We start from the raw sequence: 15,336 nt of genomic DNA on the forward strand, positions 1-15,336 counted from the left end.
CTCACCCTCCGGCCATGTTATCGAAGCAGGAGAAATGTCATGAGCAAACTGTTGGACCGCTTCCGTTACTTCAAAACAAAAGGCGACAGTTTCGCCGATGGACACGGCCAGGTGTACCACACCAACCGCGACTGGGAGGACAGCTACCGTCAGCGCTGGCAGTTCGACAAGATTGTGCGATCCACCCACGGCGTTAACTGCACCGGCTCCTGTAGCTGGAAGATTTATGTCAAAAATGGCCTGGTGACATGGGAAACCCAGCAGACCGACTACCCGCGTACCCGCCCTGACCTGCCTAACCACGAACCGCGCGGCTGCCCGCGTGGCGCAAGCTACTCCTGGTATCTCTACAGCGCCAACCGTCTCAAGTACCCGCTGGTACGCCGCAGGCTGATCGAGCTCTGGCGCGAGGCGCTGGTGCAGCATACCGATCCGGTGCTGGCCTGGGATGCCATTCAGAACGATCCGCAAAAAGCGCAAAGCTACAGAAAGGCGCGCGGTAAAGGCGGGTTTATCCGCTCAAACTGGAAAGAGCTTAACCAGCTGATTGCTGCCGCCAACGTCTGGACCATCAAAAACTACGGCCCGGATCGGGTAGCCGGTTTTTCCCCTATCCCGGCCATGTCGATGGTCTCTTATGCCGCCGGTACGCGCTATCTCTCCCTGCTCGGCGGCACCTGCCTGAGCTTCTATGACTGGTACTGCGATTTGCCTCCGGCATCGCCGATGACCTGGGGCGAGCAGACCGACGTGCCGGAATCGGCGGACTGGTACAACTCCAGCTATATCATTGCCTGGGGCTCGAACGTGCCGCAGACGCGTACCCCGGACGCCCACTTCTTTACCGAAGTACGTTACAAAGGCACCAAGACCGTCGCCATTACGCCGGACTTCTCGGAGGTGGCGAAGCTCAGCGACCAGTGGCTGGCCCCCAAACAGGGTACCGACAGTGCCCTTGCCATGGCGATGGGGCATGTGATCCTCAAAGAGTTCCACCTTGATAACCCGAGCGATTACTTCCTCAACTATTGCCGCCGCTACACCGACATGCCGATGCTGGTCCTGCTGGATGAACAGGCTGACGGTCGCGTGGTGCCGGGCCGCATGCTGCGCGCGTCGGATCTGGCCGACGGGCTGGGTGAAACCAATAATCCGGAGTGGAAAACCATCGCCTTTGACGTCGCCGGAAATCTGGTGGCGCCGAACGGCTCTATCGGTTTCCGCTGGGGCGAAAAAGGCAAATGGAACCTGGAGTCGCTGGCCGCGGGACAGGAGACCGAGCTGACGCTTTCCCTGCTCATCACCCACGACAGTGTGGCAGACGTGGCCTTCCCTTACTTCGGGGGCAACGAGAACCCGCATTTCCGCAGCGTGAAGCAGGAGCCGGTGCTGACGCGCCGCGTACCGAGTAAAACCCTGACGCTGGCCGACGGCAGCCAGAGACGCGTGGTCAGCGTGTACGATCTGGTGCTCGCAAACTACGGCCTCGATCGCGGTCTGGAAGACAGTAACGCGGCGGCAAACTACGCCGAGATCAAAGCCTACACCCCAGCCTGGGGCGAACAAATTACCGGCGTACCCGCTTACCTGATAGAAAAAATCGCCCGTGAATTTGCCGACACGGCGCACAAAACCCATGGTCGTTCGATGATCATCCTCGGGGCCGGTGTGAACCACTGGTACCACATGGACATGAACTACCGCGGGATGATCAACATGCTGGTCTTCTGCGGCTGCGTCGGGCAAAGCGGCGGCGGCTGGTCGCACTATGTCGGCCAGGAGAAACTGCGTCCGCAAACCGGCTGGCTGCCGCTGGCCTTCGCGCTGGACTGGAACCGTCCGCCGCGCCAGATGAACAGCACCTCTTACTTCTACAACCACGCCAGCCAGTGGCGCTATGAGAAGCTCACCGCACAGGAGCTGCTTTCTCCTCTTGCAGACGCGTCGAAATTCACCGGACATCTGATTGATTTCAACGTCCGCGCCGAGCGCATGGGCTGGCTCCCTTCCGCGCCGCAGCTCAACCTCAACCCGCTGCACGTTAAGGCCCGCGCCGACGCCGCCGGGATGTCGCCGCAGGATTACACCGTGCAGGCGTTAAAATCGGGCGATATTCGCTTTGCCTGCGAACAGCCGGACAACGGCAAGAACCACCCGCGCAACCTGTTTGTCTGGCGTTCTAACCTGCTTGGCTCGTCCGGAAAAGGCCATGAGTACATGCTCAAATACCTGCTTGGCACCGAGAGCGGGATTCAGGGCGAGGATTTAGGCTCAACGGATGATGTCAAACCTGAAGAGGTGGAATGGCAAACCGCCGCCATTGAGGGCAAGCTGGATCTGCTGGTGACGCTCGATTTCCGTATGTCCAGCACCTGCCTGTTCTCCGATATCGTCCTGCCGACCGCCACCTGGTATGAAAAAGACGATATGAATACCTCGGACATGCATCCGTTTATTCACCCGCTCTCTGCCGCCGTTGACCCGGCGTGGGAGTCCCGCAGCGACTGGGAGATCTACAAAGGCATCGCCAAAGTCTTCTCTGAAGTGTGCATCGGGCATCTCGGCACCGAAACTGACGTGGTGCTACAGCCGCTACAGCATGACTCCCCGGGGGAACTGTCGCAGCCTTTTGATATTCTGGACTGGCGCAAAGGCGAGTGCGATCTCATCCCCGGTAAAACCGCGCCAAACATTGCGGTCGTCGAGCGCAACTATCCGGAAACCTACGAGCGCTTCACTTCTCTCGGTCCGCTACTGGACAAGCTCGGCAACGGCGGAAAAGGCATATCGTGGAACACGCAAAACGAAGTCGATTTCCTCGGCAAGCTCAATTACGTCAAGCTCGACGGCCCGGCCAAAGGCCGACCGCGCATTGAAACCGCCATTGACGCTTCAGAGGTGATCCTCGCTCTTGCGCCGGAAACCAACGGTCAGGTCGCGGTCAAAGCCTGGGAGGCCCTCGGCGAACTGACCGGGCGCGATCACACCCATCTGGCGCTGAACAAAGAAGACGAGAAAATTCGCTTCCGCGATATTCAGGCGCAGCCGCGCAAAATTATCTCCAGCCCAACGTGGTCCGGCCTTGAGAGCGAGCACGTGTCGTATAACGCAGGCTATACCAACGTTCACGAGCTGATCCCGTGGCGCACGATTTCCGGCCGCCAGCAGCTGTATCAGGATCACGCCTGGATGCGCGCCTTCGGTGAAAGTCTGGTGGCCTATCGTCCACCGATTGATACCCGCAGCGTCACCCATATGCGCGAGATCCCGCCGAACGGCTTCCCGGAAAAAGCGCTTAACTTCCTGACGCCGCACCAGAAATGGGGCATTCACTCCACCTACAGCGAAAACCTGCTGATGCAGACCCTGTCACGCGGGGGGCCAATCGTCTGGATCAGCGAAACCGACGCGCGCGAGCTGGGGATTGAGGACAACGACTGGATCGAAGCCTTCAACGCCAACGGCGCCCTCACCGCCCGCGCGGTGGTCAGCCAGCGCGTGCCGCCGGGCATGACCATGATGTACCACGCTCAGGAGCGCATTCTGAACATTCCGGGGTCAGAAGTGACCGGACGGCGCGGCGGGATCCACAACTCGGTCACGCGCGTCTGTCCGAAACCGACCCACATGATTGGCGGCTACGCGCAGCTGGCGTACAGCTTTAACTATTACGGCACCGTCGGCTCGAATCGCGACGAGTTCATTATGATCCGCAAAATGAAAAACATTAACTGGCTGGACGGCGAAGGTCGGGATCAGGTTCAGGAGGCGAAAAAATGAAAATACGCTCACAGGTTGGCATGGTACTGAATCTCGATAAATGCATTGGCTGCCACACCTGCTCGGTCACCTGTAAGAACGTCTGGACCGGGCGCGAAGGGATGGAGTATGCGTGGTTTAATAACGTCGAAACCAAACCGGGTATCGGCTATCCGAAAAACTGGGAAGATCAGGATGAGTGGCAAGGCGGATGGATCCGCAGTATTCACGGCAAGCTGACCCCGCGCCTCGGCGGAAAAATGGGCGTCCTGTCGAAAATTTTCGCCAACCCCGTGTTGCCGCAGATTGACGATTACTATGAACCTTTCACCTTCGATTACCAGGATCTGCACCGCGCCCCGGAGGGGGATCACCTCCCTACCGCCCGCCCCCGCTCGCTGATTGACGGTAAGCGGATGGATAAGATCGTCTGGGGACCAAACTGGGAGGAGCTGCTGGGCGGCGAGTTCGAAAAACGCGCCCGCGATCGAAACTTTCAGAAGATCCAGAAAGAGATGTACGGCCAGTTCGAAAACACCTTCATGATGTACCTGCCGCGCCTGTGCGAGCATTGCCTCAACCCGAGCTGCGTCGCCACCTGCCCGAGCGGTGCGATTTACAAACGCGAAGAGGACGGCATTGTGCTGATCGACCAGGACAAATGCCGCGGCTGGCGTCTGTGTATTAGCGGCTGTCCGTACAAGAAAATCTACTTCAACTGGAAAAGCGGCAAGTCAGAGAAGTGCATCTTCTGCTATCCGCGCATCGAGTCCGGCCAGCCGACCGTCTGCTCAGAAACCTGCGTTGGACGCATCCGCTACCTTGGCGTGCTGTTGTATGACGCGGACCGTATTGAAGAGGCGGCCAGCACCGAGCATGAAACCGATCTGTATGAGCGCCAGTGCGACGTGTTCCTTAACCCGAACGATCCGGCGGTGATTGAAGAAGCCCTGAAGCAGGGCATCCCGCAGAACGTCATCGACGCAGCGCAGCGTTCCCCGGTTTACAAAATGGCGATGGACTGGAAGCTCGCCCTGCCGCTGCATCCGGAATACCGCACCCTGCCGATGGTCTGGTATGTGCCGCCGCTGTCACCGATTCAGTCCTACGCGGACGCGGGTGGTCTGCCGCAGAGCGACGGTGTACTGCCTGCGGTCGAAAGCCTGCGCATCCCGGTGCAATACCTGGCAAATATGCTCAGCGCGGGCGATACCGGCCCGGTGCTGCGCGCTCTGAAGCGCATGATGGCGATGCGCCACTACAAACGCTCCCAGACCGTGGAAGGCGTGACCGATACCCGCGCCATTGAGGAAGTGGGCCTGACCGAAGCGCAGGTTGAGGAGATGTACCGATATCTGGCCATCGCTAACTACGAAGACCGCTTCGTGATCCCGACCAGCCACCGCGAAATGGCGCGCGACGCCTTCCCGGAGAAAAACGGCTGCGGCTTCACCTTCGGTGACGGCTGTCACGGCTCCGACACCAAATTCAACCTCTTCAACAGCAGCCGCATCGACGCGATCAACATTACCGAGGTGCGCGATCACGGGGAGGGAGAATAATGCAGATCCTTAAAATCATCGCGCTACTGATTGAGTATCCCGATGAGCTGCTTTGGGATAACCGTGAAGAAGCGCTTTCCCTGGTGGAACAGGATGCGCCCATGCTACTGCCGTTTGCGCAGCAGCACCTGAGCGCCCCGCTGCTGGATAAGCAGGCCGAATGGTGTGAAGTTTTCGAGCGGGGGCGCGCGACTTCACTACTGCTGTTCGAGCACGTTCACGCCGAGTCCCGCGATCGCGGTCAGGCGATGGTCGACCTGATGAGCCAGTATGAGAAAGCCGGGCTGGAGCTGGATTGCCGCGAGCTGCCGGACTATCTGCCGCTATATCTGGAATATCTCAGTATCGTCAGCGACGACGAGGCGCGTGAAGGGCTGCAAAACGTCGCGCCTATACTGGCGCTGATTGGAGGCCGCCTGAAACAGCGCGAGGTAGCGCATTACAAGCTGTTTGACGCCCTGCTGTCGCTGGCGGAAACACGGCTTTCCAGCGACAGCGTGGCGAAACAGGTATCCGGTGAAAAACGTGATGATACCCGTCAGGCGCTGGACGCCGTGTGGGAAGAGGAACAGGTCAAGTTTATCGAAGACAACGCCACATCGTGCGACAGTTCGCCGATGCAGCAATATCAACGACGCTTTAGCCAGGACGTCGCGCCGCAGTACGTGGACGTCAGCGCCGGAGGCCCAAAATGACTCATTACCTGAACGTGTTTTTCTATGACATTTATCCGTACATCTGCGCCACCGTCTTCTTCCTCGGCAGTTGGTTGCGCTACGACTATGGGCAGTACACCTGGCGGGCGTCATCAAGCCAGATGCTCAGCAAGCGCGGGATGAACTGGGCTTCGAACCTGTTTCATATTGGGATTCTGGGGATCTTCTTCGGGCACCTGTTCGGCATGTTAACCCCGCACTGGATGTACGCCTGGTTTTTACCCGTCGCGGTTAAACAGCAGTTAGCCATGATTGCAGGAGGTATTTGCGGGGTGCTGACGCTGATCGGTGGGTCGATGCTTTTGATCCGACGCCTGTTCAACCAGCGGGTGCGCGCCACGTCCACCACGCCGGATATTATCATCATGAGTATCCTGCTGCTTCAGTGCATCCTTGGGCTGTCGACCATTCCTTTCTCCGCTCAGTACCCTGACGGAAGCGAGATGATGAAGCTGGTCGGCTGGGCGCAGGGTATCGTCACGTTTAAGGGCGGCTCGTCGGAAATGCTGAGCGGCGTCGCGCCGATCTTCCGCGTGCATCTGGTGCTGGGGATGACGATCTTCCTCATCTTCCCGTTCACCCGCCTGGTGCACGTGTGGAGCGCGCCGTTTGAGTACTTCACGCGTCGGTATCAGGTGGTAAGATCGCGCCGTTGATTTGTCGGGTGGCGGCTACGCCTTACCCGACCTACGTATACTCCCGTAGGCCCGGTAAGGCGTAGCCGCCACCGGGCTATTTCCCTGCCTGCGGATGCGTATCAAACCCTGCCATTACTGCCGTCAGCTCTGCCAGTGTAAAGCCGTGCTTCGGGTCATCAACGCCCAGGCCAAACCGCTCCTGCATCAGCTTATATAGCGCCTCCGCATCCGGCAAATGGATCTGCTCCTCCACATGACCGTTCTGCCAGTGGGTAAAATTGAAGTTGGTCAGCGTCAGCTTGCCCCCATCCGGCAGGTGGCGACACATCAGCAGGTGATGACGAAAATGGGACTGAGGCCAGTGCGCCGACCAGAAGTTACCCATCACGTAATCGTTGAAGTACTGCGTCCCCAGGTCAAATTGGTACATTGACTGCCAGTGCTCGTGATGGCGGAATTGCAGTACCCAGTCGTTACCCTCACTCAGCAAACGATAGCACCCGTGCGGGGTTTCCTGCTCCTCGTTGGCGATCAAACGAATCGGCGCCGTCAGCGTTTGTCCGCCAAATCCCACATCGGCGATCCAGCGCTCGCCGTTCAGCTCAACCAGCAGCAACCGGTGCGTGCGCGGCGGCATCTGCGACGGATTCGCCAGCACAACCCGCCCCAGCACGCTGCGTACCGTAAACCCAACTTCGCGCAACACCCGTTCAAACAGGCCATTTTGCTCGAAGCAATATCCCCCCCGACTCGCGGTGACCAGTTTATCCACCAGACACCCGTCGTCCAGATGGATTTCCCGCGGCAAAACGACGTCAATATTTTCAAAAGGGATCGCGCAGTTATGGTGTAAATGGAGCCCCCGCAGGGTATCGATATTAACCTGTACGGGCTGCTGCCAGCCCGTGCGGGCAAAATAAGCTCTCAGAAATGGGGACATGATTTGCTCCATGATGTGATATCCCCTGTTTATAAACTATTTTCCCTTATGCATATGCGCAAAAGTGCTTTTTCGCCATACTCATCGTGTACATGAGGAGATCCTATGAGCCACTTTCGTCCTGTTGAATTACGTCATGCCAGCCGTCTTCTGAATCACGGTCCAACCGTGCTCATCACCAGCCGGGATGAGACCATCGATCGTCGCAACGTCATGGCCGCCGCATGGTCTATGCCGGTGGAATTTGAACCCCCGCGTATCGCGATCGTGGTAGACAAAAGCGCGTGGTCACGGGAGTTGATCGAACGCAGCGGGAAATTCGGTATTGTGATCCCCGGCGTGGCGGCAGCCAACTGGACCTGGGCGGTCGGCAGCGTCAGCGGGCGCGACGAGGATAAATTTAACTGCTACGGGATCCCGGTTATTCATGGCCCTGAGCTTGGTCTGCCGGTTATAGAAGAGAAATGTCTGGCGTGGATGGAGTGTCGGTTATTACCTGTCACTTCTGCGGCCGAGAAATATGACACCCTGTTTGGCGAAGTGGTTTCCGCCGCGGCAGATGAACGCGCATTTGTCGCCGGACGCTGGCAGTTTGACGGGGATAAGCTGAATACGCTGCATCATCTGGGGGCCGGGACGTTTGTGACGAGTGGGAAGATGGTGAAGGCGCTGGATTAACGCATCTCAAAAAAGAAAAGCCCTCTTCCTGAGGAAGAGGGCTTTTTATTACTTAACACGCTTCGCAATAATCTCATCCGCCACATTCCGCGGAGCTTCCGCAAAATGATGGAACTCCATCGTATACGTCGCGCGCCCCTGGGACATCGAGCGCAGCGTGGTGGCGTAGCCAAACATTTCAGCCAGCGGGACGTCAGCGCGAATAATCTGGCTGCCGTACTGCTCTGCCATCCCCTGCACCATGCCGCGGCGGGAGGAGAGATCGCCCATAATGTTCCCGGCATACTCTTCCGGCGTTTCCACCTCAACGTGCATCACCGGCTCAAGAATAACCGGATCCGCCCGCCGCGCGCCCTCTTTGAAGCCGAGGATCGCCGCCATGCGGAAGGCCATCTCCGAGGAGTCAACGTCATGGTAGGAACCAAACGTCAGGGTCGCTTTCACATCGACAACCGGATAGCCCGCCAGCACACCCGTATTCATGGCTTCTCGCAAGCCTTTTTCCACCGACGGGATGTACTCCCGCGGCACTACCCCGCCTTTGGTGGCATCTTCAAACACAAAACCACTTCCGGCTGCTAACGGCTCCAGACTCAGGACCACATGACCGTACTGCCCTTTCCCGCCGGACTGTCGGACAAATTTACCTTCAATATCCTTCACCGCTTTACGCAGGGTTTCACGGTAGGTGACCTGTGGACGACCAATGTTTGCCTCAACGCCAAACTCACGCTTCATGCGGTCAACGATGATTTCGAGATGCAGTTCGCCCATCCCGGAGATAATGGTCTGACCGGACTCTTCGTCCGTGTGCAGGCGGAAAGACGGATCCTCCGCCGCCAGGCGCTGTAGGGCGATCCCCATTTTCTCCTGATCGGCCTTGGTTTTCGGCTCAATCGCCAGCGAAATAACCGGGTCCGGGAACTCCATCCGTTCAAGGGTGATCACCGCATTCGGGTCGGTCAGCGTGTCACCGGTGGTGACGTCTTTCAGCCCGACACAGGCTGCGATATCCCCTGTGCGCAACTCGTCCACCTCATGGCGGTCGTTGGCATGCATCAGCACGATGCGCCCGATTCGCTCTTTTTTGCCCTTCACCGGGTTATAAACCGCGTCGCCTTTGCGCAGTATGCCGGAATAGACGCGAATAAAGGTCAACTGTCCGACGTACGGATCGCTCATCAGCTTGAAGGCCAGCGCAGAGAATGGTTCATCATCGCTTGGGTGGCGCTCAGCGTGCTGTCCGTCTTCGTCTACCCCATCAATAGCGGGCACGTCCAGTGGAGACGGCATCAATTCAATCACCGCGTCGAGCATGCGCTGCACACCCTTGTTCTTGAAAGCGCTGCCGCACAGCATGGGCTGTATTTCACCGGAGATCGTCCGGATCCGTAACCCTTTGATGATTTCCGCTTCATCCAGTTCACCCGTCTCAAGGTACTTATCCATAAGCTCATCGCTGGCTTCTGCCGCAGACGAGACCATTTTTTCTCGCCACGTCTGCGCGGTGCTCAGCAGATCGTCGGGCACCGGCGCGTAGGTGAACGCCATGCCCTGGGTCGCATCATCCCAAAGAATGGTGCGCATCTTGATGAGATCAACCACGCCGGTGAAGTGTTCCTCTGCGCCCACGGGGATCACAATCGGGACCGGATTAGCTTTCAGCCGCTCCTGCATCATCCGCACCACGCGGAAGAAATCCGCACCCGGGCGGTCCATTTTGTTGACGAATGCCAGACGCGGGACGTGATATTTATTCGCCTGACGCCAGACGGTTTCCGACTGCGGCTGCACGCCGCCGACGGAGTCATAAACCATCACCGCGCCGTCGAGCACACGCATGGAACGTTCCACCTCAATGGTGAAATCCACATGCCCGGGGGTGTCGATAATATTGATGCGGTGCGGTTCAAAGCCTCTGTCCATGCCGGGCCAAAAACAGCTCACCGCCGCCGACGTAATGGTGATCCCGCGCTCCTGCTCCTGCGCCATCCAGTCGGTGGTTGCCGCGCCATCGTGTACTTCACCCAGCTTGTGGCTCATCCCGGTGTAAAACAGGATGCGCTCAGTGGTGGTTGTTTTGCCCGCATCGATATGCGCGGAGATACCGATGTTGCGATAACGTTCGAGTGGAATGGGTCGGGGCATGATATTTCCTTACGTCTTCATGACGGGTTTGTGACGACCAGGATAGTCGCGTGTTTGTTCGTTTGTTATAATAGTCCTATTGTACGAGTATTATCGAACTATTTTTTAACGGTTGACCTATTGTTGATATAGCTCAATCTCACGCGAGACGCAGGAAAACGATGATCCCAAACCACCCGGAACCTGAACAAATACTGCTGGAAAATGTGCTGTTCGCCCTCGGCAATCCGCTGCGGCTGGCGATTATTCGACGGCTGGCCGACGGCAGTGAGCTGAGCTGCAACGCGCTGCGCCCGGACGAGGTGGTGAAATCAACCATGACTCACCACTGGCGTGTACTGCGCGACAGCGGCGTGATCTGGCAGCGCCCGCAGGGGCGCGAGAATATGATTTCACTGAGAAGAGAAGATCTGGACGCCCGCTTTCCGGGGCTGATGGCAATCCTGTTACAGTCGAAATCATAAGCGCTCTGACTGTTGCCCTTCGGCCAGCGCGCGCAGCGTAGCTTTGAGCCAGTTCGTGACGCCTCGTTTCCCGCTGCGCTTGTGCGAATAAATTTTTACTTCAAACGGACTGATTTGGAACGGTAAATCAAAAATTTTAATACGGGTAGCTGGCAGCAGCTTTTCAGCGGCGAATCGAGGTAACGCCATCAGCAGATCGCTTTCTGCAATAACAAACGGGGCGCTGAGCATAGACGGGGTTTTGATTGCAATGTGTCGGGTATAACCCATGCGTTCCAGCTGCAAATCCAGCACCCCCTGCTTCTCATTCCACGGCGTAACCACAAGATGCCGGGCGGCGAGATAATCCTCCAGCGTGAGCGCGCTCCGGCTCGCATTGCTAATCACCACATATTCATCTTCGAACCAGCTGATCTCTTCCAGCTCAGGGTACCGGCGATCCTCAATGGTGCTGAATCCCAGGGCCAAATCCACCTCGCCTGCCAGTAATTCCGTCAACGCCGGGCTGTGCGGCAAATATCGCAATTCCAGACGCAAGCCAGGCGCCGCATGTTGAAGCGTATTCATGAGCGCAGGGAATATGCAGAACGCGGTAAAGTCCGTTATCGCGATCTGCAAACACGCTGTACTAATAGCAGGATCAAATTCCGGCTGCGGCGACAGCTCCTGGTCGAGATATTTCAGGGCCGATGCAATAACTGGCGCAAGCTGGGTGGCATAGACGCTGGGACACATTCGATGTCCTTCCCGGTAGAACAGCGGGTCGTTGAGCGAAACACGCAGCCGTGACAGGGCATGGCTGAGCGCCGAGGTGCTCATCGCCAGCTCATCTGCCGCAAGTCGAACGGAACTGTGGCGATAAATCGCGTCAAAAACCGGCAGAAGGTTTAAATCAAGGCGCCTTAAGGCTGGATGCATAATATTCATCATTTATTGATTTCATTGCACTTAATTCTTCTGACATTAGCCTTTATGCTTATCCCCATCAACTACAAACAAAGATAAAGGGAAAGGAATGAGCATTACGATTCGTCAGGCGCGACCTGAAGATGCAGCGGCAATATACGATATGATTTACGAACTCGCAGTCTATGAAAAAGCGCCAGAAGAAGTGGTCACCACGCCGGACGAAATCCGTAAAACGCTGTTTGGTGCAGACAGTAAAACCGAAGCGCTGGTTGCCGAATATGCAGGCCATGCTGTGGGATATGCCGTTTTTTTCACCAGCTATTCCACCTGGCTTGGCCGCAACGGCATCTATATGGAAGATTTGTATGTCTCCCCGGAATACCGCAGCAAGGGTGCGGGAAAAGCACTGCTTAAAAATATCGCGCAATGCGCAGTGGAACGTCACTGCGGCCGGCTGGAATGGAGCGTGCTTGACTGGAACCAGTCTGCAATTGATTTTTATCTGAGCATCGGCGCGGTACCGCAGTCCGAATGGGTACGCTATCGTCTTGATGGCGAGGCTTTGCGGGCATTTGCTGAGTAGCAATGCCATCGCGTGAAACGCCCCTCTTTCTAAGGGGCATAATGTCAATGAAAGCGTCGCTGAAGCACGGTATATCTGAGAAAGAGCTTACCGTCTTTTTTTGTTTTCTCTGAGACGCTCGACGATTCAGCGACCGAGGCTCATTCCGGCTGCGTCAGGCTGTAGACAGGGATCCGCCGGGTTGTCATCGTTAGCGTATCAAACACCTCAGTCTCTGACGTCACAATCCTCGTGCCCGTTTTTCTTAGCCTCTGCACATCGGCCGCGATGCGCTGAATGCCAAACCAGAAAAGCCCGTCGAGCGCCGTTACAGATAGTCCATTTTCGAGTGCCAGTTTGAGTCGTTCCCTGGGCGCTTTCACCTGCTGTGCAATTTGCCGGTAAGGTACTTCACTTCCGCCAGTGCTGTCGCTTCGCTGGATCCGCGTTTTCAGGTGATAGGTAAATTCGTCAGGAACGCTTTCCAGGTCCTGTTTAAGGCTGTAAACGCAGCCAAACCGCTTGCCGTTGAACAGGACATTTTTTTGACTGAGCTGGAACTCATTTCTGATCCCATCAATCAACTGCGGGGCGCGGGTGAGGAGTAACCGGAAGGGAAGCTCAAAGCTGGTCACATAATCCACATTCAGCAGCGCGAGACGCAAACGCTCTTCCGCACCGGATTTTTGCTCGCGACACTCGCGCATCACTTCTGCCCACTGGCGGGTCAGACGTTCTGGCTCGGCGACTTCGGTGAGGAGATATTTTTCAAGGTGATAGTCGACTCTTCCGGTCATATTTTGCATCCCGACAAGGTGGATGCGGTAATTCTATCCAGCGGCGCAGATTTTATAAAGGGCGGAGCGCAACGGCATCCGCCCCCTGTGTTACTGCTGGATACTCGACCGATCCGACATATCGCTGGCAGCGAAAGTTCTGACTGAGGACTGGACCTGTTTTTTTCGCGCATACCGGTCCGGTTGCCCTTCAGGACGCGTTTTGAAGCGACGATGCAGCCACATATATTGCTCGGGTGCCATCATCACCGCACGCTCAATCGCCCTGTTCATCTGCGTAGCCACGGCCACTTTATCGCCTCCCTGCAAGGTATCGCTAATATCGTCCAGGATAATCAGCTCATACCCTGTGCCGTCTGCTTTTCTGCGTGGTACAAACGGGATCACGGCCGGTCTGGCACTTTTCACCAGCATATAGCTCCCGGCAGTTGTCGCGGCGTCCGGGACGGCAAAAAACGGCACAAACACGCTATTCGTTTTTCCATAGTCGTGATCCGGGGCATACCACAGGATCTCGTTTTGCTTAAGCGCGCGGATCATGCCCTTCAAATCGTAACGGTCGAGCATGGTTTTATTGGAACGCAGACGACCGCGCGTCTGTAGCCAGTCGAGCAATGCATTGTTGTTGGGACGATAGACGCCAATACCCGCGTTGAGCATGCCAAAGATGCGTGCGCCTAATTCCAGCGTGAGAAAATGCATGCCAATGAGCACCACGCCCCTTCCTTGCGCCCTTGCCTGTTCCATATGTTCGTAGCCGGTCACGCTGAAGTGTTTGCGCACGCGCCAGTCAGGCCAGAACCACGCGATGCCCGTTTCGATGACGCCCATTCCAACCGATTCAAAATTACGCTCAAGCAAACGCTCGCGCTCACCCTCTTTCATCTCCGGAAAGCAAAGCTCAAGATTTCGTCTGGCGATTTCCACGCGGCGTGGAAGCAGACGCATGGCCAGACGCCCGAGTCCGTGCCCTGCTTTTAACAGAAGCGAATATGGGAGCTGGACCGTACACCAGAGTGCGGCGATGCCTGCCCAACTGAGCCAGTAACGAGGATGAATAAAGGCGAGTGAAAACCGAGGTAATTTTGTCATGAAAAAATTATCCTTTTACTATCTGTACTTAATCTGGTGCAGTTGTAGTGCTTACCTGCTGATTTAACGAATATTGTTCGGAGGAGTGAATTGTAGCGGAAACGTTGTGCTGTTTATTATCGATTTTTGCGAAAGGAATGAAAGGCGGGGATCGCCGGGTGATACTGCACCACCCGGCAGGCGAGTTACATCGAATAGCCGGGCTTCTTAATCAGTTCATCCAGTTTAGGTCCAATCTCGGTATCCCAGACCTGCGCCTTCCAGTCAGCTTCCTGGACTTCGTGAAGCGCCACGGAGATTGAGCGGTCTTTGCTGTTCAGATGACGGACTATCGTTTCGGCGATATCCGCCGCCAGGGCCGTTTTTTGTTCGTCAGTCATATCGCGTGGAAAACATTTGATATCAACGTGAGGCATGGGCAGGGCTCCTTTTATAGGTTAGCGTTCCACGTTATCAGATTATGTCGTTAGCTTTTAGCACCTTGTGCAGTTCTGGCAACGCGCAGACGGCATCCGCGATGGCGGTGATATTAGGTGCGTTGGTGGTAAACCACTCATGACCTGGCCCCCAGGTACGCACGACGGCAATATAGACGTCAAGCAGCGTAAGCTGTTGGCCAAAGGCATAAGGCGAGGCGCTGAGCTGGCTGTCAAACCACAGATAGAGGGATTTCCGGTACTCAATACAGTTTTTCTTCAGCTGTTCCGGGGCATCAGGCACCCAGCGTTCCGGGTAATCTGCATACGTAAAGGTGGGATAGACGTTCGCCACAAACCAGATGAGCAGGCGCTGAAACTGCTGGCGCTCGGCCTGCCCAACGGGCGGCGCGAGGTCGGGTCGTCTGTCGAGCACCATCAGGGCGATCGCCGCGGTTTCCGTCACGATCGCCCCATTTTCCAGCTCCAGCGTCGGCACCTGGCACAGCGGGTTCAGTTTCAACAGCAATTCGCGCTGCGGGCCGGGCTGGTCAAACCCATCCACGTTGACGAACTGATACGGGATGTCTGCCAGAGTCAGCATCACCTCACTGATTGCCGATCCCCAGCCGGGTACGCCATAGAGTTTGATCAT

Annotated in this window: 14 protein-coding genes; 7 read left to right on the forward strand and 7 right to left on the reverse strand. The window is 56.7% G+C overall.

Annotated elements, in window-relative coordinates; translation table 11 throughout:
* Nucleotides 1–39 precede the first annotated feature (39 nt).
* From ACOT1A_RS15270 to narI, 4 genes are read left to right on the forward strand one after another with little or no spacing between them, the layout of a single operon-like run.
* Nucleotides 40–3,780 carry a nitrate reductase subunit alpha gene (locus tag ACOT1A_RS15270; protein WP_276170141.1) on the forward strand — a complete coding sequence of 1,247 codons (3,741 nt, stop codon included), beginning with the start codon at nucleotides 40–42 and terminating at the stop codon, nucleotides 3,778–3,780.
* Complete coding sequence (gene narH / locus ACOT1A_RS15275; RefSeq protein WP_022648212.1) at nucleotides 3,777–5,321, forward strand: nitrate reductase subunit beta; 1,545 nt, start codon at nucleotides 3,777–3,779, stop codon at nucleotides 5,319–5,321. The genes ACOT1A_RS15270 and narH overlap by 4 nt, the downstream gene beginning before the upstream one ends.
* The gene (gene narW / locus ACOT1A_RS15280) at nucleotides 5,321–6,016 is read left to right on the forward strand and encodes a nitrate reductase molybdenum cofactor assembly chaperone (protein WP_023306264.1); all 696 of its coding nucleotides are present in this window, start codon (nucleotides 5,321–5,323) and stop codon (nucleotides 6,014–6,016) included. Before narH ends, narW begins: the two co-directional genes overlap by 1 nt.
* Nucleotides 6,013–6,693, forward strand: a complete 681-nt coding sequence (gene narI / locus ACOT1A_RS15285; protein ID WP_022648214.1) for a respiratory nitrate reductase subunit gamma — start codon at nucleotides 6,013–6,015, stop codon at nucleotides 6,691–6,693. Before narW ends, narI begins: the two co-directional genes overlap by 4 nt.
* Nucleotides 6,694–6,769: 76 nt before the next feature.
* On the opposite strand, the gene nhoA is transcribed toward narI, so the two are convergent.
* Nucleotides 6,770–7,615 carry an N-hydroxyarylamine O-acetyltransferase gene (nhoA, locus tag ACOT1A_RS15290; protein ID WP_276170142.1) on the reverse strand — a complete coding sequence of 282 codons (846 nt, stop codon included), beginning with the start codon at nucleotides 7,613–7,615 and terminating at the stop codon, nucleotides 6,770–6,772.
* 105 nt (nucleotides 7,616–7,720) lie between these two features.
* Between nhoA and ACOT1A_RS15295 the strand changes: the two genes are divergently transcribed.
* Nucleotides 7,721–8,293 (forward strand): flavin reductase family protein, encoded by a 573-nt coding sequence (locus ACOT1A_RS15295; RefSeq protein ID WP_023300182.1) that lies wholly within the window; start codon nucleotides 7,721–7,723, stop codon nucleotides 8,291–8,293.
* A gap of 48 nt (nucleotides 8,294–8,341) precedes the next feature.
* On the opposite strand, the gene fusA is transcribed toward ACOT1A_RS15295, so the two are convergent.
* Nucleotides 8,342–10,441 (reverse strand): elongation factor G, encoded by a 2,100-nt coding sequence (gene fusA, locus ACOT1A_RS15300; RefSeq protein ID WP_023330144.1) that lies wholly within the window; start codon nucleotides 10,439–10,441, stop codon nucleotides 8,342–8,344.
* Between the two features lie 161 nt (nucleotides 10,442–10,602).
* On the opposite strand from fusA, the gene ACOT1A_RS15305 reads away from it, so the two are divergent.
* Complete coding sequence (locus ACOT1A_RS15305; protein ID WP_022648218.1) at nucleotides 10,603–10,905, forward strand: ArsR/SmtB family transcription factor; 303 nt, start codon at nucleotides 10,603–10,605, stop codon at nucleotides 10,903–10,905.
* Here ACOT1A_RS15305 and ACOT1A_RS15310 read toward each other — a convergent pair.
* Nucleotides 10,900–11,835 (reverse strand): LysR family transcriptional regulator, encoded by a 936-nt coding sequence (locus tag ACOT1A_RS15310; RefSeq protein ID WP_276170143.1) that lies wholly within the window; start codon nucleotides 11,833–11,835, stop codon nucleotides 10,900–10,902. The genes ACOT1A_RS15305 and ACOT1A_RS15310 overlap by 6 nt on opposite strands.
* Before the next feature lie 85 nt (nucleotides 11,836–11,920).
* On the opposite strand from ACOT1A_RS15310, the gene ACOT1A_RS15315 reads away from it, so the two are divergent.
* Nucleotides 11,921–12,397 (forward strand): GNAT family N-acetyltransferase, encoded by a 477-nt coding sequence (locus ACOT1A_RS15315; protein ID WP_022648220.1) that lies wholly within the window; start codon nucleotides 11,921–11,923, stop codon nucleotides 12,395–12,397.
* Nucleotides 12,398–12,537: 140 nt separating this feature from the next.
* Here the strand turns inward: ACOT1A_RS15315 and ACOT1A_RS15320 are convergent, their stop codons facing one another.
* The 4 genes from ACOT1A_RS15320 to ACOT1A_RS15335 all read right to left on the reverse strand — a co-directional run bounded on the left by ACOT1A_RS15320 (nucleotide 12,538) and on the right by ACOT1A_RS15335 (nucleotide 15,336).
* Nucleotides 12,538–13,173 carry a helix-turn-helix domain-containing protein gene (locus ACOT1A_RS15320; RefSeq protein WP_032624847.1) on the reverse strand — a complete coding sequence of 212 codons (636 nt, stop codon included), beginning with the start codon at nucleotides 13,171–13,173 and terminating at the stop codon, nucleotides 12,538–12,540.
* A 90-nt stretch (nucleotides 13,174–13,263) separates the two neighbouring features.
* Entirely contained in the window at nucleotides 13,264–14,265 is a 1,002-nt protein-coding gene (locus ACOT1A_RS15325; protein ID WP_045308161.1) for a Kdo(2)-lipid IV(A) acyltransferase, read from the reverse strand.
* Between the two features lie 185 nt (nucleotides 14,266–14,450).
* A complete protein-coding gene (pptA, locus tag ACOT1A_RS15330) occupies nucleotides 14,451–14,681 on the reverse strand; it encodes a tautomerase PptA (protein WP_058646552.1) in 231 nt (76 codons plus the stop codon).
* A 37-nt stretch (nucleotides 14,682–14,718) separates the two neighbouring features.
* Nucleotides 14,719–15,336, reverse strand: coding sequence for a glutathione S-transferase family protein (locus tag ACOT1A_RS15335; protein WP_022648224.1), 618 nt, complete (start codon nucleotides 15,334–15,336; stop codon nucleotides 14,719–14,721).

It is taken from the genome of Enterobacter cloacae complex sp. SYL003 (genome assembly GCF_049236925.1).
In the GTDB taxonomy this organism is placed as follows: Bacteria; Pseudomonadota; Gammaproteobacteria; order Enterobacterales; family Enterobacteriaceae; genus Enterobacter; species Enterobacter intestinihominis.